Here is a 22,736-nt window from a genome sequence, read left to right as displayed (position 1 = left end):
ACGCCCGTTTTGTATGAATAACTTTGCCATTGTTTAGAATAAGTCTAAACAGTAATTTCCTTTCGTGCTGCTTCAGTTTTGGCGCCGCGTTGCTGGCTTAACCTGAGGCATGGGTAGGCTGCCACTTACTTTTTATCAATCGCTCTTATGTCTCGTTGCCTTCACCACAACTCCCTAGGTGGCATTGCGCAGTGCCCTGGCCACTGCTGTTTGCACCTCTACTTTGGCAACGTAGCACTACGCCTGCTGCCGCATGAACTACGCCAGTGGCGTAGCACGGTGGCCGAGCTCTGCACCTACCACATGGCCCACGTTGTGGATGCCGAGGCGCGCTGCCTGAGCTTGCCCGGCCCCACAGCCGACGTAGTATTTCTGTTTTCCTTGGAGGAGCTGCACTGGCTGCACGACCTACTCATCAGCGCCGCGCTACTGCTGGAAGCTGATGCCCTGCTAGCGCCCAAAGCCGATTCCTAGGTGTAGCTTGGACTTTGTAGTCCGAGCGCGAGCGTAGCGAGCATTCCGCGCCTAGGTGCGCTAGTAGTGGCTGTACTGACGCGGATGCTCGCTGCGCGAGCGCTCGGACCACAAAGTTCAAGCTACTCTTCACAATAAAGCCCGCCCCACTTGATGCTAGTGGAGCGGGCTTTGTTGTGAAATGCCTGATATGAAAGCTGAATTTATACCAGCTTATCGGGCGTAATCGGCAGCTCGCGCACGCGCTTGCCAGTGGCGTTAAATATGGCGTTGGCGATGGCAGGGGCTACGCCGATGGTCGAGATTTCGCCGATGCCTTTGGTACCTAGGGCGTTCACGTGCAGGTCGGGCTGATTTACGAAGGCTACCTCGATGTGGGGCGCGTCGGCGTGCACGGGCACGTGGTAATCGGCAAAGTCTTTGGTGATGTAGCGGCCGAATCGGTCGTCGATGCGGGCGTGCTCCATCAGGGCCATGCCGATGCCGCCCACGGCGCCGCCCTTCATCTGGTTGGCGGCGGTTTTCTCGTTGATGATGGTGCCTGCGTCGGCGCACGATACCATTTTGCTGACGCGCACTTCGCCGGTCAACTCGTGTACCCGCACCTGCACAAAGTGCACCGAGAACGAGTACATCGAGTACTTCTGGCCCTCGTCGCCGGGCTTGGCTTCGACCGTGACCGCGCTCGCGCCTGCTTGCTTCAATATGTCGGCGTAGGCTACGCGGGCTCCAGCATTACTGCTGAGCGACAGGTGTTTGTCACCTAGGGTCACGTCTTCCTTCTTCGCCGAGGCAAAGGCCGGGTTTTGGGCGCCGGCTAGTGTGCGTAGCTTTTCTTTAAGCGCCAGGCAGGCTTCTTGTACGGCCGGGCCCACACTGTTCACGGTGGAGGAGCCGCCCTGCGTGCCCGCCTTCGGATAGTCCGAATGGCCGAGCTCAAACGTGATTTTCTCGGGTGCGATACCTAGGGTGTCGGCCGCAATCTGGGTCATGGCCGTGCCGGTGCCGGGGCCGATGTCGGTAGTGGCGCACTGCATAAGCACGGTGCCGTTGGGCCGTAGCTCGGCGCTAGCGTTTGCCCCGCCGCGGTGCGCGCCGAAGGTGCCCACGCCCATGCCGTAGCCGATTAGCCATTCGCCGTCGCGTATGCTGCCGGGCTTCAGCTTTCGGTTGCTCCAGCCGATGCGGTCGGCACCCAGCTTGTAGCACTCCTTCAGGAACTTGGTGCTCCAAGGGCGGTTTTTCTCGGGGTCCGTGTCGGTGTAGTTGCGCAGGCGAAACTCCAGCGGGTCGATATTCAGCAGGTAGGCCATTTCGTCCATCGCCGACTCCAGGGCAAACGCGCCGGTGGCCTCGCCAGGGCCGCGCATCCAGATGGGCGAGCCGATGTCGAGCGCCGCCAGGCGGTAGCGCGTCGTCAGGTTGGGCGACGCGTACATCATGCGCGTTTGGGCCAGGGTCGATTCGGTAAACTCCTCGTAGGTAGAAGTTTGGCCGATGCTCTCGTGCGTGATGGCCGTGATTTTACCGTCGGGCGTGGCGCTCATGCCGAGCTTCTGCCAAGTGTAGGGCCGGTAGCCCACCATCGTAAACATCTGCTCGCGGGTCAGCATCAGCTTCACCGGGCGGTTCGTCACCTTGGCGGCGATGATGGCGGCCGACTCGTGCGGCCAGCTGTGCAGCGCGTTGCCAAACGCGCCGCCCACGAAGGTGGCAATCACCTTCACGTTGGCCTCGGGCAGGCCCCACTCCTTGGCAAAATCGCGGCGGGTGGCTAGGGTGCCCTGCGTCTTGTCGTAGAGGGTTAGGCGGTCGGGCGCTTCCCAGTGCGCCGTGATGGACTGCATCTCCATCGGGTGGTGCATCTCGGTGGGAATCACGTACTCGCCTTCGATTTTGATAGCGCCCGTCTTGTAAGCGTCGGCCTGGCCGCGCTGGTAGTCGGCCATCGGCGACTTCGGGTTTTTCTTGGCCGAAGTAGGTAGAAACGCCTGCGGCTTGTTGTCCTCCAGGTTGGTTTGGTGCGCTTCCTTGGCGTACTGCGCCTTCACGAGCCGGGCCGCGTAGCGGGCGCGCTCCCATGAGTCGGCCACCACCACGGCGATGGGCTGGTCGTTGAAGCGGATTTTATCGTCGTGAAATATCTTGATGGGCCCGCCCACCGTGGCGGGCTGCGAGGGGTCTTTGCCAGCCGTGTCGTAGCCCGGTATCTTGGGCGAGTTGTAGTGCGTGACCACCGCCAGCACGCCCGGCGCGCGCTCGGCGGCCTTGGCGTCGATGCTCGTGAGCCGGCCCTTCGCGATGGTGCTGCCCACCAGCACGGCGTAGGCGATGCCCGGCAGCTCGTACTCGGCCGAGTACTTGGCCGCGCCGGTCACCTTTAAGTGGCCATCCACCCGGTTCATCGGCGCGCCGATTTGCTTCTGTTGCGCTTTCATAATCAATTCTGAGGGGTGGGGAGGCTAAGCCGCCGCGGCGGTGCGCAGGGCCTGTACTATTACGTTAGGCCCTAGCTTCAGCTTGTACGCGTTGTGTTTGAAGGCTTTGGCACCCTGCATAGCCACTTCGGCGGCTCGCCGGAAACTGGCCTCCGTAGCGGGCTGGCCTACCAAGGATTGCTCGGCGGCGGTGAGGCGCCAAGGCTTGTGGGCCACGCCGCCCATCGCGAGCCGGGCGGCTTTGATGGTGTTGCCATCGAGGTCCAACGCCGCGGCGGTGCTCAGTAGCGCGAAAGCGTAGCTGGCGCGCTCGCGCACTTTCTGGTAGTGCACGTGCTTGGTGAAGGGGCCATCGGGAATGTCAACGGCCGTAATCAACTCGCCGGCTTCAAGGTTGGAGTCCTTTTCGGGCGTGTCGCCGGGCAGGCGGTGGAAGTCAGCAAAGGCAATGCGCCGGTCGCCCTTAGGTCCGCTTACCAGTACGGTGGCGTCGAGGGCCACCAGGGCCACGCTCATGTCGGAGGGGTGCACCGCAATGCACTTATCGCTAGCCCCGAAGATGGCGTGCATGCGGTTGATGCCTTCCAAGGCGCCGCAGCCGGTGCCGGGCTCGCGCTTGTTGCAGGGCATGGTGAGGTCGTAGAAATAGCTGCACCGGGTGCGCTGCAGCATGTTGCCGCCCACGGTGGCCATGTTGCGCAGCTGCGCCGAAGCCCCGGCATTGAGAGCCAAAGCCAGCAGTGGCTGGTGCTGGCGCACCAGCTCACTATCGGCCACGGTCGAGTTCAGGGCCAGGGCACCTAAGCGGAGACCTTCGTCCTGGCGCTCGATTTTAGCGAGGGGCAGGCGGTTGATATCGACCAGCTTTTGCGGCGTCACGATGCCGCGCTTCATCAGGTCGACCAGGTTGGTGCCGCCCGCGATGAACTTGGCGTTAGGGTCTTTGGCTACCACGTCGATGGCGCCTTGGGCCTTAGTGGCCCGTACGTATTGGAACTGGTTCATACCTTTTGGCCTCCCTGCTTCACGTCCTGAATAGCGGCCACAATGTTGCTGTAAGCGCCGCAGCGGCAGATATTGCCGCTCATGTACTCCCGGATTTCACCTTCCGAGCCGGCGTGGCCTTCGCGCACGCAAGCCACGGCACTCATAATCTGGCCCGGCGTGCAGTAGCCGCACTGAAAGCCGTCGTGCTTCACAAATGCCTCCTGCATGGGGTGCAGCTCGTCGCCCTTAGCCAAGCCTTCGATGGTCGTGATTTCCTGGCCGTCGTGCATCACCGCAAAGCTCAGGCACGAGTTCACGCGCTGGCCATCGACGTGCACCGTGCAGGCGCCGCACTGGCCGTAGTCGCAGCCTTTTTTGGTGCCGGTGAGGTGCAATTGCTCGCGCAGCAGGTCGAGCAGCGTGGTGCGCGGCTCCACTTGCAGCTTGTGCTTGGTGCCGTTCACTTTTAGCGACAGCGGTACTTTCTCGAAAGCGGCGGCTACTTTCTCGTCAAGCTCGGCTGCAGCGGCCGAGACGACGGGGCTGGGCACGAGGGCCATTGCCGTGAGCAGCGACGACTGCTTGAGGAACGTGCGCCGGGAGTCGTCGTGCGGATTCCCTAGTTCGGGTTCAGAATTCATATCAATTGAATAGAGGATGTCTGGTAGAGGGGGAGCAAATTTTTTGTAAGTCCTTAAAAATAGCGTAGAAATACAAAAAGTTTTGGCTTGCGTGGCGCAGCGCTGCTACTCGCCAACAACTAGCGGCCAATTCTCGCGGTTATGCGTCCGCTTTCGACCCGCCAAGGAGAAAATCGAACGGAATGGTTGCTAGCGGCTACGCCAAAGCTAAGGAGGACCTAAGCCCCGCGTAGTTGCACCAGTAGCCGCGCTGCGCTTGGCCGCTATCGAACCCGCATAACCCGAATTAGTTGAAAAAAGTGACCTCCTCTGTGCTGGTAAAAGCCGTGATAAAGGGGGACGGAGCGAGCAGGTTTCTCGCTGGCGACTCAGACCCTAGGTCCTCGTCCGCCGTATTTCTACGATAAGGCTCGCATAAAGAGCTTGTTTAATTATCGGCCGCTGCGGCGGTATGTATCTCTATAGTAGCGTGAATAAAAACCTCCTGCCGCTCGCTCTGGGTGGCCTGGCCATTGGCACCACCGAGTTTGTGATGATGGGCCTGTTGCCCAGTATTGCCCAAGATTTTCATATTACGATTCCGGAAGCGGGCCACGCTATTTCGGCCTACGCGCTGGGTGTCGTTATTGGGGCGCCCCTGCTCACCATCCTGGGTCGCAACCTGCCGCCCAAGCGCATTCTGGTGCTGCTGATGGTGATTTTCACGGTCTTCAACACGTTTTCGGCGTTTGCGCCCAACAATACCGTGCTGTTTTTTACGCGGCTGCTGGCGGGGCTGCCGCACGGCGCGTTCTTCGGAGTGGGGTCGGTGGTAGCGAGCCGGCTGGCCGAAAAGGGCAAGCAGGCGCAGGCCATTTCGACCATGTTTGCGGGCCTCACCATTGCCAATTTGCTCACTGTGCCCCTCGGTACCTATCTCGGCCAGCACTACTCGTGGCGCTACGCACTGGCTGGCGTGGGCGCGGTGGGCCTGCTCACGGTGGCTACTATTCACTTCGTGCTGCCGGCCTTGCCCGTGCGCCAAACCGGCAACTGGCAGAGCGAGCTGGCCTTGTTTAAGCGGGCCGAAACCTGGCTGATTATCGCGCTCACGGCCATCGGCACGGGCGGCATGTTCTCCTGGGTGAGCTACATCGCGCCGCTCATGACGGACGTTTCACGCTTTCCGGCCACCTCCGTGCCCTACATTATGATGCTCGTGGGCCTAGGCATGTTTGTGGGCAACGTGCTGGGCGGCAAGCTCGCCGACCGCTTTTCGCCCCTCGCGGCCGCCACCGTCTTGCTGCTGGCGATGGCCGCCACGCTGCTCGGCATCTTCTTCTGGTCCGAAAACCACGTTTCGTCGCTGGTGCTTACCTTCATCGCCGGTAGCTGCTCGATGGCCGTGGCCGCGCCCATTCAGATTTTGATGATTCAGTCGTCGCGCGATGCGGAGATGCTGGGCGCGTCGGTTACCCAAGCCGCCTTTAACACGGGCAATGCCCTAGGGGCTTTTCTGGGTGGCCTGCCCATTGCCGTGGGTTACGGCTACACCTCGCCCGCGCTGGTGGGTGTGGGCATGGCGGTGGCTGGCGCAGGCTTCGCCTACATACTCACGCTCACGCTACGCCGCCAGTCGCTGGTGGGCGTCCCCAGCAGCGCAGACTTGCAGTCCGCGAGTCGGTAGGGTAAGTAGGCCTGAATTGGCTAAAGTTAGGAACACGTCTGTCATGCTGAGCGCAGCGCAGCGGAGTCGAAGCATCTCTGCCGGTGAACTAACTCTTAACGTTAGCAACGGTGCGGTAGAGATGCTTCGACTCCGCTGCGCTGCGCTCAGCATGACAGACGTGTTCTTAGTTTGATAAACAGATTACCAATGAACTAGCGGACTGCAAGTCCGCGCCATACTGGCCAGCTACGAGCTGCACGAGAGCGTGGCGCTGCCGGGCTTATCCTGCGCCCACTCGGGCCGCTTGGCGGCTAGTTCCTCGTGCGCGGGGTGCTCGGCAAAGGGCGTTTTCAGCACCTCAAACAGCGTGTCAAGCTTGGTTAAATCGCCTGTCTCAGCCGCCTCAATGGCTAGCTGCGCGAGGTAGTTGCGCAGCACGTACTTGGGGTTAGCGCCCAGCATGCTTTCCCGAACGGCTTCGGGTTGAGCGGACTCTTGTTGTAGGCGCAGCGCGTAGCGGTGCAGCCACTCGCGCAGGGCTAGGTCGGCGCCCGGCGCGGTGGAGTAAGCAGCTTGCGCGAGCAGCTCGTTAAACAGATTTTCCTGCTGGGCATCGGCTGCCAGCAGCGCGGGCGGGAGGTGGGAAAGCTGCCGGAAGAAAACCGTCATGTCAACTCCCGCCTCGGCCAGAACGGCGGGCAGCGCTTCGGTGAGGGCCCGGTCGCTGGCGGGGTCGTGGGCGGTGAGGCCGAGCTTGCGCAGCCACAGCGCGTGCTCCGTATCGGCAAAAGTCTCAGCGTAAATATCCAAGCCAGCGCGCAGGGCCTGCGGGTCGGCCACCAGCGGACCTAGGGCCTGCGCCAGGGCCATCAGGTTCCACATGCCGATGCGCGGCTGCTGGCCAAAGGCGTAGCGCCGCCCGCCAAAGTCGGTGGTGTTGGGCGTCCAGTCGGGGTCGTAGGGCTCGAGCCAGCCGTAGGGGCCGTAGTCGATGGTGAGGCCCAGAATGGACATATTATCGGTGTTGAGCACGCCGTGCACGAAGCCCATCGTCATCCAGTGCGCCACCATCACAGCGGTGCGCCGGGCTATTTCTGCAAACCAGCGCACGTAGACCTCGGGCGAGGGCGCGCCCAGCTCGGGGTAGTGGTGGTGGATAACGTAGTCGGCCAACGCCCGCAGGTTGTCGATTTCGCCCTGGGCGGCCAGTATCTGGAAGCTGCCGAAGCGCACGAACGTGGGCGCCACCCGCGCCACAATGGCGCCGGGCTCGGGCCGGGCGTTGCCGTCGTAGAACATGTCGCGCACCACTTGGTCGCCGGTTTCTACCAGGCTTAGCGCCCGCGTGGTGGGCACGCCGAGGTGGTGCATGGCCTCGCTGCACAAAAACTCGCGCACCGACGAGCGCAGCACGGCCCGGCCATCGGCCCGCCGCGAGTAGGGCGTGGGGCCGGCGCCCTTGAGCTGGATTTCCTGGCGCGTGCCATCGGTGGCCACCACCTGGCCCAGCGAAATGGCTCGCCCATCGCCGAGCTGCCCTGCCCAATTGCCAAACTGGTGCCCGCCGTAGCGCGCCGCAAAAGGCTTCATGCTGGGCAAGAGAATATTGCCCGCCAAAATAGCCGTGGCTGCCCCGCGCGCCACCGGCTCGGCCAGCCCTAGGTAGTCGCCCAGCTCCTCCGACCAAGCCAGCAGTTGCGGGTCGCGCACGGGCGTCGGCGTCACGCGCGAGTAGTGGTAACCCGGCACCTGCCGCGAGCCTTTGTTGCCCGACACTTCGCCGCGCAGCTCCTCTACAAAGGGGTTTTCGAAAGTGGCCTCGTCAAGCGGAAGGGCAGAAGTCGTCATTAGAATCGAAGAAGGAAGAAAGATGTAGCTTGGACGCTGCGAGTCCGAGCGCTCGCGCAGCGAGCAGCCACGTCAGAACGGTTAGGTGGCGTGCTGCCCAAACGCAAGCAACGTGGATGCGGGCCGCGCCCGCGCTTGGACTCGCAGCGTCCAAGCTACTCCCGTCTAACAGCTACCCGCGCTACTTGGTGCCGGGACAATGGCCAATGCCAGCTCGCCGCCCACGGCCGGCAGGTCGATGCGCAAGCCTACCGTCGTGGCTACCAACGCAAGCTGCCCTAGGGCCTGGCCCACCGCTGTATCCCACAGCTGGACGAGGTACGGGCCGGGCGTCAGCCCCGGCAAGCTGAGCTGCACGGCTAGCGGCCTAGGTGCCCGCGGCGCGGCCCGGCGCGTCAGTGGCCGGTCCTGGTGCAGCAGCCATACTACCGCCTGCCGGACATCGCTGCAGGCAAAAACGGCAAACGCGGGGTCAGAAACCTGCACCTCGTGGTTGAGATTGCGCCGCTGAAAGCTGGCCCAGTCGAGCAGCTGCGCGAATACCGCCAGGCTGCGCTGGGCCGCCCGCATACCGTGTGTGAGCACGTGCGGCTGGCGGTAGGGCCACCGCAGCCCGCCGCCCGCGCCACCCGAGGCAAAGTGCGCCCACTGCATGTGCCGAAAATAAACATCGTCGAACGCCTCGGGCAAGGTGCGGCGCCGGTTGTTAAAGGTGTAGATGGGCCCGTGCTCGCTGTCGAAAAATGGTCGCGTGGCGGGCATTTCTCCCAGGGCCTCGCGCACGAGCCGGCCGGTGGCCAGCGCCGGCCCTAGGGTATCCTTAGGGTTGTTGATAGTGGCCGCGTCGTAGAGGTGGGTGGTGGCAAAATCGAGCAGTGGGTGCCGAAAAATGACCTCGGCCACGGCCGGATAGTGCCCCAGCACCGGCCCAAATACCGACACCGTTTGCAGGTGCGAGCGCCCGAAGCAGCGCTGCTCCACGGCCCGCAGGTGGGCGCTAAGGTCGCTCACAAACTCAGCCAGCGCGGCCGGGCGCCGGCCCGCGTGCGCGGGGTCAATCTCGTTCCACAAATCCCAGGCAAAGAGCGCGCCGCTGCCGCCCCAGCGCTCGGCCGCGAAGGTCAGCCGGTCCTTGATGGCCTGCCGCATGCCAGCGTCGCGCAGCCACTGTGTGCGCTGGGCACAGGGCCCGCCCTGGGCGCGGCTGTAGGGGTGGTGGCGCCAGCGCCGCCCCATCCAAAAGGTGTCGTAGGGCGTGAGCAGCAGCCGCAGCCCGTAGCGCTCGCACAAGGCAAACAGGTCGTCCCAAAACCGCACCATGTTGGGCTGAAACCGCCCCACGGGCCGCTCCAGGTAGCGGTGCTCAGTCTGGCAATATTCCAGCATCAGGCGCAGGCACGTGATGCCGTGTGCGGCCAGCCAGGCGAGGTGCCCTTCCACGGCCGCCACATTCTGGCGCCGAAACAAGCCCGCCAGGTCGGGCCACGTCAGCGCGTCGTTCTGCCCGATGGGCGTCCAGGGCTGCCCCGCGTTCGTAGTAAAATACGGGGCGCCGGGCGCAACCTGAATCCACGGTAGGGTAGGGGCGTTGGGTTCGGTTGCCGGAAATGGCGGCATGTAAATAGTAAATGTTGCGTGCGGGCTTGGCGGCAAGCCGCGGCCCTAGGCGACCAAAGCTAATCGCACAGAGTGGGCAAATCCGGCTGCTCGGCAAAGTCAAACAGTTGTTCTAATTGCGACAGCGTCACGCGGTCGGTCGATAGGTCTAGCTGCGGCAGTTCGGCGCGTGGTACCCAGCGCCCGCCGCTCGTTTCGACCGTGTCTAGCTGCAGCTCGCCGCTCACCGCGCGGCACAGCACAATGGCTTTGTAGATGTACCAGGGCTGCGGGGGGTGCGGGTGTTTCTTCTTGTCCCAGAGGGCCAATAGGCGCACCGCTTCCGCTTCCAGGCCGGTTTCTTCCCGCACTTCTTTCACGGCTACTTCGAAGGGCGTGCAGCCCACATCGGCCCAGCCGCCGGGCAGCGACCACCGGCCGCCGTCTATTTTTTCCTGCACCAGCAGCACTTCATCGGTGCCCCGAAACAGCACGGCTCGCACGTCGACTTTGGGCGTGGGGTAGCCGCTTTCCACCGCAAATAATCCTTCAAATGTCGGCACCGAGTGGCCCGACAAGTTGCTCATCATCTGCAGGCTGAGCGCATGTATTTCCTCGTAGCGCTCGGCATCAAACACGGGCGGGTTATACGCTAGGCCCGCCTGGGCCAGCGCTTGCAGCCGTTGGGCGATGGCCAGCCAATCGGCCGCGCTGGCGGGCGAGGTGGCTGGCGGTTGCGAAGGGTCAGGAGGATATTGGGAAGGCATATAAAAGGTGTATATCAGTCATAACACTGTCATGCTGAACGCAGTGAAGCATGACAGATATTAGATAAATATGTTCTAGGGTACTTCCGCCGCTACGGCACAGCTCAAAGCTGCTTGGCGAAGCTGACCTTAATCTTGACCTGAAAGTCGGCGATAACTTTGAAAATCTCTTTTAAAGTCACGCGCTCTACCTTAGTTAAGTTTTTGGGGTCTAGGTAGTTGTCAGGTGGCAGCTTGTCCTGCATCATTTGCACCGACTGCTTTTTGAGGCGCATGCCCATCAGGTAATAGTACGATTGCAGGAGCTCCTGGTAGTCCTTTTCGCTGAACACATTGAGCTGTCGCAGCGCTGCCAGGCGCTGGCCGGTGTTGGTGGCAAACACCCGGTGCTGGAGCGAAAACACGCGCACCAAGTCCACGATGGGTGACATGATTTTCTTGAGGTTGACCACCTGCTGGTCGCCCACGGCGAAGGTGCGAATGTTGTTGAAAAACGTGAGCGGCGGCTCGTACTGCAAGGCGTTGATGGCCATGTAGTGCAGAAAGCGGTCGAGCGGCTTTTGCAGCTCCAGGTCCAGAAACTCGCGCAGCTCGTCCAGGATGTCGGCCTCGCCGTAGAGGTAGCGCACGTCGAAAAATGCCGCGAAGCGCATCACGTTTTCGGGGTTCGACTCGCGCAGCCACTCTTGGTAGTTGCGTTTCCAGTGCGAGAGCGAGTGCGTCCACTTGGGGTTTTTGGCCATGAAGCCGCCGTCACAGAAGCTGAAGCCAATCTCGTTGAGGCGGTCGCTCACCTGCTCGGCAAAGCGCAGAAAATACTCGCGCACTTCCTCGCGGTGCTCGTTGGCTTTGTCTTCGTAAATGATGGCGTTGTCCTGGTCGGTGAGCAGGGTTTGCTCTTGCCGGCCCTCCGACCCCAGGACGATGAAAACGAACTTGGCCGGCGGCGGCCCCATCTCCCGAATCACGTCCTCAATGACCTTGAGGGCGATGGTGTCGGCTACGGTCGTGATAACTTGGTTCACGATTTCGGGCTTCACGCCGCGGTCAAGCAGCTGAAACACAATGTCGGGCACCTTCTGCCAGTTGCGCCGCAGCTCGCGCAAGGACACGGCCTGCTTCACGCCCTGAATGAACAGAAACGGCGACTGCGCCTGCTCGGCCAGCAGCTTGTTGCGGCTGATGAAGCCTAGGTAGCCGCCATCCTGCTCCACCAGCAGGTAGCGCGTTTTGGTCCTGAACATCAGCAGCAGCGCCTCATACACAAATGCCTCGCTGCTCACCGAGCGGGTGGGCGAGTCGATGAACGTGCTGATGGGCTGACGGGGGTCCCCTAGGGCGGCGATTACCTTGTCGCGCAGCGTAATATCGGTGACGTAGCCCGCGATTTTCTCCCCCGTCTCGTCGAGCACAAAGTAGCAGCTGCTGCGGGCCTTGGCCATGAGCCGGGCCACCTCGTGGGTGGGCGTGCTGCCCGGGCAGGCCTGCACCGGGCGCAGCTCCACGGTGGCCATGCGGCGCGAGTACAGCTCATCGGCCGCGATGAAATTTTGCGCCGCCTGCGGGCCAGGGCTCACCAGCTGGGCGTACTCCTCATCGAGCATCAGCCGCCCGTAGCGCGTAGTAAAGTACTGAAAGAAAGCATCGTACCCTAGGCACAAGCCCCGAAAGTCGTTGCGGTGCAGGAAGTACACCCGCGTGCCGGCCCGCGCCTGCACCGTGCGCAGCGAGCGCTTTTTATTGAGCAGCACCGACACGCCGCCGTAGCACTCGCCGGGCCCGTAGACCTCGGGTAGGCGCCGCTGCTGCTGGCCATCGTAGAAAAACGTGTCGTAGGCGCCATCGATTATCAGGTCCACGCCGCGCAGCTTGGTTTCGCCCTGGCGGTAGATGAGCGCCTCGCGCGGGTGCGTCACCTCCTGCAGCAGGGCCGCCACTTGCTCCAGCACCTCAGGCGGCAGCAAATGGAAGGGCTCAACGGTGCGCAGGAAGGCCAGGCGGTCAGTCATGTGGTAATGGGTAATGAGCGTAATTGGCGTAATGGGGATAGCGAGCAGCGTAAATCGGGAGCAAGTACGCTCATTACGCCAATTACTCCCATTACCCATTACTCAAATCATGCCCAGCCAGTATTTCCAGAAGGGACGCCGGGCGGCGGCGAGGGCCGCGTGGGTGGGCGGCGGCACCAGAGGCGCCTGCGAGGCCAGCGCCTCGGCATCGATGTCGCCGGTGCGTAGTAGCTCGAAGTAGCATTGGGCGGTGGCCTCGGCGTCGGCTAGGGCATCGTGCTGGTGCAGCATGGGGCGCCCAAACTGCCGCTGGTAGAGCTCGGCCAGGCGCAGGTACTGCTGGCGCACGGGCTGCATAAAGCGCTCGGTGAGGCGCATGGTGCAGAAGGTAGGCAGCCCTAGGTCCATGAGGGGGTTGGGGAGGCCTGAGCGGTGAAAGCTGACGCCCATCATGTGAAAATCGAGCACCAGAAAGTGGCCCACCACTAGCGGCCGGTAGCGCACCAAGTCGTCGTACAGGCGCTGCATCACCTGGCGGCGCGGCTGCCCTTTGTCCTGCAGGAAGGCCAGCGTAAGGCCGTGAATCTGCGTGGAAGCCGGCGACAGGTCGTAGTCGTTGGGCCGGATGTAGTGGTTTTCGGTTTTCACCAGCTCGCCATCGGGGCCGTAGAGCAGCCAAGCTATCTGGGCCACGTGGGGCCAGGCGCCGGGCTCGGCATACGGGCGCCGCCAGTCGGCGGGCAGGCCCGAGGTTTCGGTATCGACGAAGAGAATGTAGCCGGACACGGGCGCGGGAGAGAGTGGGAGCGGGGGGTAAAAATACGATTAGCCCACCGTATCTCCGTCCTACTAGTTCAACGAAATTTCCTGTGCCCTAGGTTCGCCTACAGTTCGTGGCGCGTGCGGTAGGCGGTGCCCTTAAACAGGGCCAGCAACGTACCATGCTGGTTGGTGAGGCGCAATAGGTACGTGCTCACTTTCTCCTTGAGAATTTCTTCGCGGGCATCTACCAGCAGAATGTCGCCGAGGCGGCCGGTTTCGAGGTAGTCCATGGTGGCGGTTAGGCTCACGCTTTGGCGGCCGTGCGTGTGGCAGGCTAGCGCAAACGCCGACTCGGCGGCCGCAAAGGCCACGCCGCCGTGCAGCGCCCCAAACCCGTTGAGCATGTCGGGCCGAACGCGAAAGTAAAGGCTACAGTGGCCCAGCCTTACCTCGCTGAGCTCCAGGCCAAGCCACTGGCCAAAAGGGTCACGGGTGAGCAGCCGGGTCGCGATAGCCTGGGCATAGCCGTCGGGGCTAGCGGCGGGCGCGAACATAAATTAAACCAGATATAATTGCGGAGGTAGAGGCAGGTAGCAGCAAGGTACGTCCGCAATGGCTACCTTGGATTACGCCCCGCTCGATAAGGCCCAAATTACATACTGTGCCCTAGGGCGGCGGCCACTGCGGCGGCGGTACATAAGCCCGGCCAGCGGACGGGTGCGGCCAGTGGAATGGCTGCGTAGCTACTTCTTCTCCAGGCCGTTGAGCAGCATCGTGATGATGTGGTCTTCGAGCTCCTGAGCCGAGAGGCTGCGGCCGGGCTGAAACCACAATTCGACCCAGCGCACGGCAGATAAAATGGTGAAAAGCGCTACCGTAGGGTTCACGGCCGTGAATTCGCCGGCCGCGATGCCCTCCGCGATGAGCGCGGCAAACCCCTTCTCATACTGGCGGCGCGCCACCGTAAACTCGGCAAGGCGGGCGCTGGGCAGATACTTCCAGTCGTGGTTGGCCACCGACACGGCCGGGCCGTCTTCTACCATCAGCTGGATGTGCAGGCGAATGAGGGCGCGTACCTTCTCGCCAAACGTGAGCGGCAATTGCTCGACCTCTTGTAAATGCGCGATGTAAACGTCGGAAATGCGAAAGCAGATGCTGTCCAAAATCTCATCCTTCGACTTGATGTGGTTGTACATGCTGGCCGCCTCCATGCCCACCTGCCCCGCAATGTCGCGCATGGAAGTGCCGCCGTAGCCCTTGTCTTTAAAAAGCTTAGCAGCCTCTTCCAGAATAATTTGGCGCTTAGGGGGTTTACCGGTCTTAATCATTGGGGCATACACTAACGCCCTGTCCGGCAGGGAGCCAGGCAGGGCGTTTGACGGTAGTAGTAAGAGCCCATCCGGGAGGGTGGAAAGGGATGGGTGGAGGAGCCGCCGGGCGAGAGGGGTGGGATGCAGCCGGGGGTAGAGGCAGGGGTGATAGCGGGTGGGCTACTACGCCCCAAAAGTGGACGGGCTCTTACTAACGTGGGTGGGAATGAAGAGTTGGGTGGGACAAATGTACAGCCTTATTCGGATTCTACTAACGAATGTTAGTTATTTTTACTAACAAATGTTAGTTAATAAAATAATTGCTTGATTGTCAGTGAGAAAAAAATAAAGAAATAAGTCGCGTCTTGGGGTAATACTTAAGTATTTCTTACCGAATCAGTGCCCCATCCTCAGAAAGAAAAGTCCACCTGCGCGCTTAGGTAGGCGCCCGGTGGCAGGGGCGTGGCCGGGTCGCTAAGCGTGCGGCACGGTACTACGTAGTGCCCGGTGAGGGTGCAGGTGAAAGGGCCCCGCTCGATTGCGAGGGGCAGCGTGAGCTCGTAGCCGAGCAGGCGCATGGGCTGGCTGTCGGTGGTCTGGGTGGTTTTGCGGCGGCCGCGCACGGTGGTGATGCCAGTGGTCGAGTAGGTGCCGCCGTAGCGGGCCAGGGCCAGCGACGAGCCCCAGAGTACCTCGGCGCCCGGTAGCAGGCTCACCTCATCAAACCCCAGCCAATGGGTTTTGTGTGCCTTGGCGCGCAGGGCCAGCGCGATGGTTTGGGCGGTAGACTTACCAAAGAAGAAGTTATAGTCCAGCCCCGCTTGCAGCGGCCCTAGGTCATACGTGGTGTAAGCTTCCAGGCCGTTGGGAATCAGCTTATCGGTAGCGGTAAGGGGCGGCGAGAAGAAGATGCGGTCGTAGGACAGCGAGTAGGCCCAGTGCTTGGTAAGGTCGTTGGCGTAGCCCAGCTCCAGGTCGGTGAAGGCGTAGCGGGGCGGCTCGCTGGCGTGGAAATAATAGCCCGAAAGCGTGCCGTAAAAGCCGCTGGGGTGGCTGTACGTGATACTCGGCAGCAATGAATACGCGTGGTCTCCGTATTCGCGGCCGAGGTAAAAGGTGCGCTGGTCGGCTAAGAGGCTCAGGGTCCAGTTGGTAGCCGTGCTATCGTGGGTGGCTAAGGCGATGGGCGGCGGGGCACCTATCTGGGCTAGCGCGGAGAAGGGAAGGAGCAGGGCAACTAATAACGACTTCATGTAGGAATAGGGAAGCTTGCCGTAGCACAGGTTTTCCAATCCGCGGGCAGGCGGCGATAAACCCGCGGATTGAAAGCCGAGGCTACTGGGCTGATATAAAGGCGCTCGGGATGCCCTGCCAGCGGGTGTTGGCGGGTAGCTTTTCGCCCTTCATGAGCAGCGAGAGGCTCTTGAGGGTGGTGCCGGGGCCGATAACCGAATCGTAGAGCACCACTGACGAGGTGCCTACGGTGGCGGCGCGGCCGATGCGCAGGTCCGACATTTTCATGATGCGGTCCTCAAAGAGGTGCGTTTGGATGGTGACGCCGTTGTTGAGCACGGCGTGGTCGGCCACCCAGGCCAGGTCGAATTCCGTGATTTCGGTGGTGTCGAGGTACACCGAGTGGCCAAAGTGGCTGCCTAGGAGCTGGAAAAACCAGGTGGCGAAGGGCGTGCCCAGCAGCGGCGTGACCCAAAACGGGTACACGTAGCTTTCGCACAAGGAGTTAACCAGCTCATTGCGCCACACAAACGACGACCACAGCGGCTTTTCCGAGGGCCGGTACTTGCCGATGAGCACCCATTTGAGCAGGGCCGTGAGGATGGAAAAGCCGAAAATCAGCCCCACCAGGGCGCCCGTACCCACGCCCACGCTGCTCCAAAAGGGGTAGTTGAGCAGGTGCCACTTGGTGTAGTGGTAGAGAATGGCGAAGGTGAGAAACGTGAACGTAAACGGCAGGATAATCTTGAAAATCTCGATGATGCTGCGCGCCCAAACCAGCCGGGCGGGCGGCGCAAACGTGAGCTCGGGCGCGAAGGTTTGCGACACCGGCCGGTTGGGCAGCAAAAAGGCGGGCGAGCCGACCCACGATGTGCCATCGGGTGGCGTATGCAGCGGGGCGGCCGAGAGCGCGCCAATCAAGTTATTGGTACCTAGGGTAGTGCCGCCCGCCAGCACCGCGCTATTGCCGATGAAAGTGCGGTCGCCGACCACCGTGGGCTGCACCGTGACCACGCCGCGCTGCACGCGGGGCGCGCCCACGCTCACCGAATCGGCCAAAAAGGCACCGGCCCCCACCGTGAGGTGGTCGGCCGAGATGTGGTTGAGGGTCGAGATTTCGGCCCGGCGGCCGATGTTGGCGCCCAGCAGGCGCATCCAGTAGGGCGTGTAGATGGTGGCGTAGAGCGACTTGAGCAGCGACAGGCTCTGGGCCAGCACGGCATCGGCGAGCCAGTGGCGAATGTAAGCGGGGCTGTAGAGCGGCAGCGAGCCCGCCGCCTGGCGGCCGGCGGCGAAGCGCTTTATCAAAATAAGCAGCCCGCCCAGCAGCCCCACGTACACGGCCGAGAGCGGCAGCAGCGTCAGGAGCGCGGGCTCGAAATCGTAGCGCTCCACTGCTTCGTAGAATATCCCCAGCACCGGCGCCGAGGCCAGCGTGGGCACCAGCAGCATCAGGGCAATGGCTAATAGCTGCCCTAGGTAGTAGCCCGGTTTGGGAGCGGCCAGCGGCGCGGCGGGCACCGGGGCCAGCTCGCGCACGCGCTGCGCCGGCGAGCCCTGCCAGCCCTCGCGGGCCGGCATTTGCTGTCCGGCGGGCAGTACCGACAGGTCGTCGAGCTCGGCTTCGTCGCCTACTTGGGTGTCGTTTTCGAGGATGGCGCGCAGGCCCACGTAGGCCTCGCGGCCCACCGTGATGGGGCCCAGGATGAGGCGGCCGCGCTCGATGCGGTAGCCGAGCAGGCCGGCCTCGCGGGCCAGGCTGGCGCCGTCGTGCAGGGTCAGCAGGTCGAAGGTCATGACGCGGGTGGTGCCTAGGTACACGTTGCGGCCGATTTTGGCCCCCAGCAGGCGGTAGAACACGGCCAGAAAGGGCGTGGCCGACAGCAGCTGCAACGGCGCGGCCTCGACCAGCTTTTTTACCACCCAAAACCGGTAGTAGTAGAACCCCCACAGCGGGTACTCGCCGGCCCGGAAGCGGCCGATAACCAGCCACTTCAGCACCACCACCAGCAGGCAGCTCAGGGGCACCACGGCCAGCGTGGCCCCCAGTACCAGGGCCGTGAGGGCCTCCCAGGACCAGCCGCCGAGCAGGCCGCGCCAGTGCAGCGAGCCGTTGAGCAGCAAGATGGGCACGGCGTAGGTGAGGCCCACCGTGGCCAATTGAAAAATGGCGGTGACTAGCCGCGTGCCTACGCTGGCTGGGTGCAGCGGCACGGCCGCGGGTTCGGGCGCGGCGGGGGCGGCCTGGGCGCGCCGCGCCTCGGCCTCCACGGCGGCGGCCAGCGCCGCGATGGTGCGCCGGGTGTACATCTCCTTCACAGAGAGGCCCCGGAAATCGGGCATCTGGCGCAGCTCGGAGATGATGAGCGAGGCCAGCAGCGAGTTGCCGCCGAGGTCAAAAAAATCGTCGGTCACCGAAATGTCGCTGGTGTCGAAGCGCTTGTGCCAAGCGGCGTAGATGGCGGCCTCGGTGGGCGTGCGGGGTAGGGTGAGCGCACGGGTGGGCGCGTGGTCGCCGCCCACGGGGTAGGGCAGGACCTTGCGGTCGACCTTGCCGCTCGTGAGCAGCGGGAACGCCGCCAGCGGCACCAGCGCGGCGGGCAGCATGTAGGGCGCCAAGCGCTCGCGCAGGTAGGCGCGCACGGCGCGCTCGTCGAGCAAATGCTCGGCGTCGAGGATGACGTAGGCGATGAGCTTCTTCACGCCGTCGGCGCCTTCCTTGAGGGCTACGGCGGCGTTGCGGATGCCGGGCCACTGCAAAAGCAGGCTCTCAATTTCGGCCAGCTCGACGCGGAAACCCCGGATTTTCACCTGCGTGTCGATGCGGCCCAGGAAGTCGATGTTGCCATCGGCCTCGAAGCGGGCCAGGTCGCCGGTGCGGTAGAGGCGGCCCCCGAAGCCGTTGGCTAGCTCGCTGGTAGTGTTGAACTTGCTGGCCGTGAGCTCGGGCCGATTCAGGTAGCCCGCCGCCAGAGCCGCCCCGCCGATGCAGAGCTCGCCGGCCGCCCCTAGGGGCATGAGCTGGCCCAATTGGTCGAGAATCAGCACCTCGTAGCCCGCTAGCGGTCGCCCGATGGTGAGGCGCTGGCCGGGCACAAAATCGGCGGCCGTGGCGACTACCGTGGCCTCGGTGGGGCCGTAGGTGTTCACGATGCGGCACTGGCGGCTGGCCCACTTGGTGAGCAGCTCGGGCGGGCACACTTCACCACCCAGGATAAGCAGCCGCAGCGTGGGGATGGTGGCCGGCAGCAGCGAAAGCAGCGTGGGCACCGTGGAAAACACGGTTATCTGGTTATCCGCCAGAAAGCCGGGCAGCGCATCGGGCGCCTTCATAGTTTCTTCGGGCACGGGCACCAGGGCGGCGCCGGCGGCCCAGGCCAGCCACAGCTCTTCCAGCGAGGCGTCGAAGGCCACCGAAAAGCCCTGCACCACCCGGTCTTGCGGCGTGGGGTGAAAGAGCAATTGCTCGGCCCGCACTAGGTGGCAGATGCTGCGGTGCGGAATGAGCACGCCCTTGGGCAGCCCCGTGGTGCCCGAGGTGTAAATGACGTAGGCAATGGCATCGGGCCCGCTCGCCACCGGCTCCCGAAACGAGAGCACTGCCGCGGCGGGCGCCGCTAGGTCGAGCACCAGGCCCGGCCAGGCGGCCAGCCCGGCGGGCCGCTCGCCGGCCACGAGCAGGGCCCGTGCCCCGCAGTCGTCTAAGATAAAGCTGATGCGGTCGGCCGGAAACGACAAGTCGAGCGGCACGTAGGCGGCGCCGGCCTTGAGCACGGCCAGCATGCCCACGTACAGCGCCGTGGACTTGGCCAGCAGCAGGCCCACGAAGTCGCCGGCCCGCACGCCCTGCTGCTGCAAGCGGGCGGCCAGCTGGTCGGCCTGCGCATTTAGCTCCTGGTAGGTGCAGACCTCGCCCAGCCAGTCGAGCGCCGCGTGGTGGGGGTAGGCGTGGGCGGTTTCCTCAAACAGCTGGTGCAACAGCTGGGGACCGCCCTCGGCCACGGCCTGCGGCGTGGTTCGAAACTGCCGCAGCTGCGCCACTTCTTCCTCGGCCAAAAAAGAAGCGTAGCCCACCGGCGTGGCCGGGCTGTGGCCGAGCAGCGCAAACACGGCCTGCACGTGCGCGGCCAGGTAGGCCGTTTCGCGGGGCGCGGTGGCCAGGCCGGGGCAGCTAAAGCTGAGCGTGGCTTCGCCGGGGCTGGCGCCCAGGTCCACCGTTAGCTCCCAGGTTCGCTCGGGGCTCTGGGCCTCGGGGGCGGGGAAAGCCAGGCGGCCGCGGGTGATGGCGGCGCCCAGCTCTTCGGCCACGCCGGCCAGCGCCATGGGCAGGCGGCCGGTGGCTTCGGCGGCCACGTGGGCCAGCGCGAGGTCATCGGCGAGCTGGAGCGTGACGGCGGCGGGCGGAAAGACCGTATCGACGGTTTCGACGCGCAGCGTGGCCGTGAGCTGGGCCGGGGCGCGCTCGGCGGGCTGGCGGTAGTACACCACCGCAAAGGCGGCGAGGTATCGGGCCAGCACGGCCTCTTTCTGCTGGAAAAGCTGCGCGGCTTCGGGGCTTTTGGGGCCCGCGGTGGGGCGCGCCGCCGGGGCCGGGGCCAGGTCTAGGGTAGGAGTCATGGAAAAGGAAGGGCGGTGGCCCGGCCAGGGGCTTTGCGGGCCACCTAGGGTCCCAAAGAAGCGCCAAGTAAGGCGGCGCAACGTGAACAATAAATGAGGAAATAACCCTTGCTAAACAGATGGTTATCTATGTGTGTGGCGTGCGCATCGCGTAGCAAAGCCTGCGCCAAAATCGGCGGTCCGGCCGGCCCTAGGTCGGCCCCGTTGCTAAAAAGCCCGGCCCGCGCACTAGTGCGCGGGCCAGCCGCCAAAAGCCGGTGGCAGTCGGCACAATCGGCCCGGTAGTCGGGAGTATGCGGCAGCGGCTGGCCGCCACCAGTACTTTTGAAGAGTACCTGTACTTTGCCATGGCCACTTTCACTTTTCGGCGCTACCTCACGCCCCTCATCCACGTGCTGGCCTGGGGGCTGCTGGCGCTCACGCTCCTCGTCGTGCAGCCCCTCTCGATTCACATCACTTTGCCCGTGCAGTTCTGGGTAAAGCAGGGCGTGCTGCTGGTGCTGTGGGTGGGCGTGTTTTACCTCACGGCCTACGTGAGCGTGCCGCGCCTGCTCATGCGGGGGCGCACGGGCTGGTTTGTGCTGCTGCTGGTGGCCACGGCGGTGGCCATTCAGTTGCTGGGCCGCAGCCTCGACAATGCCCTGCACCTGCCCGAGCTCATGCGCCAGGCTTTTCACGCAGCCGACGCCAGTGGCGGGGGGCCGCCCCGCCCGCCCGGCCTACCCCCCCGCCCGCGGGGCAACCGCTTCGACCTCGTCACGCTGCTCATTTCCTTGCTGGTGCTGGGTATTGCCACGGCCATCACGGTGGTGCAGCACTGGCAGCGTGAGGCTCAGCTGCGCGAGCGCGTGGACCAGCAGCGCACCGAGGCCGAGCTGGCGCTGCTCAAGGCCCAGATTAACCCGCATTTCTTCTTCAACACGCTCAATAATATCTACTCGCTCACGCTCATTGATGGCGAGCGGGCGCGGGCGGCCCTGCATCGCCTCTCGCGCATGATGCGCTACGTGCTCTATGACACGGCCGCCGGCCACGCCCAGCTCAGCCAGGAGGTGGCCTTCGTACAAGACTACATCACGCTCATGCAGCTGCGCCTCACCGACCGCGTGCAGGTGGTGTTCGAGCACCCCGAGCCGGTGCGCGAAGTGCTCATTGCGCCCATGATTTTGCTGCCTTTTGTCGAGAATGCCTTTAAGCACGGCGTGGCGGCCACCCAGGCCAGCCGCATTATTATCAGCCTAAAGCAGCCCACCATTGACCGCCTCGAAATAGAAGTGCGCAACACGCTGGTGCCTAAATCGGGCACCGACCTGGCCGGCTCCAACGGCATCGGCCTCGTCAATACCCGCCGCCGCCTCGACCTGCTCTACCCCGGCCGCTACGCGCTGCACGTCACCGAGCGCACGCCCGACAATGAGTTTGACGTGCAGTTGGCCTTGCAAGTGGGGTAGGAAAATACATTTGTCATTGCGAGGAGGCACGACGAAGCAATCGCATCAAAACGAGTTCTAGGTACGCCGTTCGGGTGCGATTGCTTCGTCGTGCCTCCTCGCAATGACAATTACTGCTTGATAACTAAATATTTATGTCCATTACCTGCATCGCCGTCGACGACGAGCCCCTGGCCCTGGCCCTGCTCTGCACCTTTATCGAGCAAACGCCTTTTCTGAAACTGGTGGGCCGCTACGGCAGCGGCGTGGAGGCGCTGAAGGGCCTGCACGAGCTCACGGAAAAGGTCGACGTGGCCTTTCTCGACATTCAAATGCAGGAGCTGACCGGCTTGGAGCTGGCCCGCGTGCTGGGCCAGCAGGCCACCGCGCCACGCATCATTTTTAGCACCGCCTTCCCGCAGTACGCCCTCGAAAGCTACAAAGTCGATGCCCTGGACTACTTGGTAAAGCCCTTTAACTACGAGGAGTTTTTGCGGGCCGCTAATAAGGCCAAGGCCTACGCCGAGCTAACCCAGGGTGCTGCCGAAGCCAGCGCCCCCGCTGCGCCGCCCGAGGAAGACCACATTTTTCTGAAGGTAGAATACCAGCTTATCCGGGTGGCGCTCAACGATATCCTGTACGTGGAAGGCCTGAAAGACTACGTGAAGGTGCACCTCAAGAGCACGCCCCGCGCCCTGCTCTCGCTGATGAGCCTGCGCGCGATGGAGGAAAAGCTGCCCGCCCGCCGGTTTTTGCGCATCCACCGCTCCTTCATCGTGGCCCTTGATAAGATAGAATCAGTACGCCGCCTCACCGTGCAAATTGGCACCGAGACCATCCCCGTGGGCGAGCAGTACAAAGAAGCGTTCGCGCAGTTCCTGAGCCGCTGGACCTAGGTCGCAACTCAGTGTAGCTTGGACGCTGCGAGGCCGAGCGCGAGCGCAGCTCGCATCAGCGTTTGCAAACGTCCATCTAC

Annotated in this window: 16 protein-coding genes; 4 read left to right on the top strand and 12 right to left on the bottom strand. The window is 63.3% G+C overall.

From position 1 onward, the window contains the following. Positions 1-147 precede the first annotated feature (147 nt). The gene (locus tag ACFSDX_RS17030; protein ID WP_382315691.1) at positions 148-474 is read left to right on the top strand and encodes a hypothetical protein; all 327 of its coding nucleotides are present in this window, start codon (positions 148-150) and stop codon (positions 472-474) included. A 203-nt stretch (positions 475-677) separates the two neighbouring features. Here the strand turns inward: ACFSDX_RS17030 and ACFSDX_RS17025 are convergent, their stop codons facing one another. The 3 genes from ACFSDX_RS17025 to ACFSDX_RS17015 are packed head-to-tail and all read right to left on the bottom strand — an operon-like array spanning position 678 to position 4,540. Continuing rightward, positions 678-2,912, bottom strand: a complete 2,235-nt coding sequence (locus ACFSDX_RS17025; RefSeq protein ID WP_382315689.1) for a xanthine dehydrogenase family protein molybdopterin-binding subunit — start codon at positions 2,910-2,912, stop codon at positions 678-680. 24 nt (positions 2,913-2,936) lie between these two features. Further along, positions 2,937-3,917 carry an FAD binding domain-containing protein gene (locus tag ACFSDX_RS17020; protein ID WP_382315687.1) on the bottom strand — a complete coding sequence of 327 codons (981 nt, stop codon included), beginning with the start codon at positions 3,915-3,917 and terminating at the stop codon, positions 2,937-2,939. Continuing rightward, positions 3,914-4,540, bottom strand: coding sequence for a (2Fe-2S)-binding protein (locus tag ACFSDX_RS17015; protein WP_382315685.1), 627 nt, complete (start codon positions 4,538-4,540; stop codon positions 3,914-3,916). The genes ACFSDX_RS17020 and ACFSDX_RS17015 overlap by 4 nt, the downstream gene beginning before the upstream one ends. Before the next feature lie 469 nt (positions 4,541-5,009). Between ACFSDX_RS17015 and ACFSDX_RS17010 the strand changes: the two genes are divergently transcribed. Further along, positions 5,010-6,206, top strand: a complete 1,197-nt coding sequence (locus ACFSDX_RS17010) for an MFS transporter (RefSeq protein WP_382315683.1) — start codon at positions 5,010-5,012, stop codon at positions 6,204-6,206. A gap of 228 nt (positions 6,207-6,434) precedes the next feature. Here the strand turns inward: ACFSDX_RS17010 and ACFSDX_RS17005 are convergent, their stop codons facing one another. From ACFSDX_RS17005 to ACFSDX_RS16965, 9 genes are all read right to left on the bottom strand, one after another. Continuing rightward, positions 6,435-8,036 (bottom strand): protein adenylyltransferase SelO, encoded by a 1,602-nt coding sequence (locus ACFSDX_RS17005; protein WP_382315681.1) that lies wholly within the window; start codon positions 8,034-8,036, stop codon positions 6,435-6,437. 165 nt (positions 8,037-8,201) lie between these two features. Next, positions 8,202-9,653: a glycoside hydrolase 5 family protein gene (locus ACFSDX_RS17000; protein ID WP_382315679.1), complete on the bottom strand. Its 1,452-nt coding sequence runs from the start codon at positions 9,651-9,653 to the stop codon at positions 8,202-8,204. 59 nt (positions 9,654-9,712) lie between these two features. After that, positions 9,713-10,399: an NUDIX hydrolase gene (locus ACFSDX_RS16995; RefSeq protein WP_382315677.1), complete on the bottom strand. Its 687-nt coding sequence runs from the start codon at positions 10,397-10,399 to the stop codon at positions 9,713-9,715. Positions 10,400-10,503: 104 nt separating this feature from the next. Then, positions 10,504-12,408 carry a DUF294 nucleotidyltransferase-like domain-containing protein gene (locus ACFSDX_RS16990; RefSeq protein ID WP_382315675.1) on the bottom strand — a complete coding sequence of 635 codons (1,905 nt, stop codon included), beginning with the start codon at positions 12,406-12,408 and terminating at the stop codon, positions 10,504-10,506. A gap of 102 nt (positions 12,409-12,510) precedes the next feature. Next, positions 12,511-13,194, bottom strand: coding sequence for a 3'-5' exonuclease (locus ACFSDX_RS16985; protein ID WP_382315673.1), 684 nt, complete (start codon positions 13,192-13,194; stop codon positions 12,511-12,513). A gap of 98 nt (positions 13,195-13,292) precedes the next feature. Beyond that, positions 13,293-13,724, bottom strand: coding sequence for a hotdog fold thioesterase (locus tag ACFSDX_RS16980; protein WP_382315671.1), 432 nt, complete (start codon positions 13,722-13,724; stop codon positions 13,293-13,295). A gap of 189 nt (positions 13,725-13,913) precedes the next feature. Then, the gene (locus ACFSDX_RS16975; RefSeq protein WP_382315669.1) at positions 13,914-14,498 is read right to left on the bottom strand and encodes a TetR/AcrR family transcriptional regulator; all 585 of its coding nucleotides are present in this window, start codon (positions 14,496-14,498) and stop codon (positions 13,914-13,916) included. Positions 14,499-14,890: 392 nt separating this feature from the next. Next, a complete protein-coding gene (locus ACFSDX_RS16970) occupies positions 14,891-15,733 on the bottom strand; it encodes a hypothetical protein (protein ID WP_382315667.1) in 843 nt (280 codons plus the stop codon). An 82-nt stretch (positions 15,734-15,815) separates the two neighbouring features. Continuing rightward, on the bottom strand, positions 15,816-20,330 hold the full coding sequence (locus tag ACFSDX_RS16965) for a Pls/PosA family non-ribosomal peptide synthetase (RefSeq protein WP_382315665.1): 4,515 nt from the start codon (positions 20,328-20,330) through the stop codon (positions 15,816-15,818). A gap of 347 nt (positions 20,331-20,677) precedes the next feature. Between ACFSDX_RS16965 and ACFSDX_RS16960 the strand changes: the two genes are divergently transcribed. Next, complete coding sequence (locus tag ACFSDX_RS16960; RefSeq protein ID WP_382315663.1) at positions 20,678-21,781, top strand: sensor histidine kinase; 1,104 nt, start codon at positions 20,678-20,680, stop codon at positions 21,779-21,781. Positions 21,782-21,915: 134 nt separating this feature from the next. After that, positions 21,916-22,656, top strand: a complete 741-nt coding sequence (locus tag ACFSDX_RS16955) for a LytR/AlgR family response regulator transcription factor (RefSeq protein WP_382315661.1) — start codon at positions 21,916-21,918, stop codon at positions 22,654-22,656. Positions 22,657-22,736 lie beyond the last annotated feature (80 nt).

The sequence above is a fragment of the Hymenobacter bucti genome, assembly GCF_042681145.1.
Taxonomy (GTDB): Bacteria; Bacteroidota; Bacteroidia; order Cytophagales; family Hymenobacteraceae; genus Hymenobacter; species Hymenobacter bucti.
This window is presented reverse-complemented; position numbering and strand designations above follow the sequence as displayed.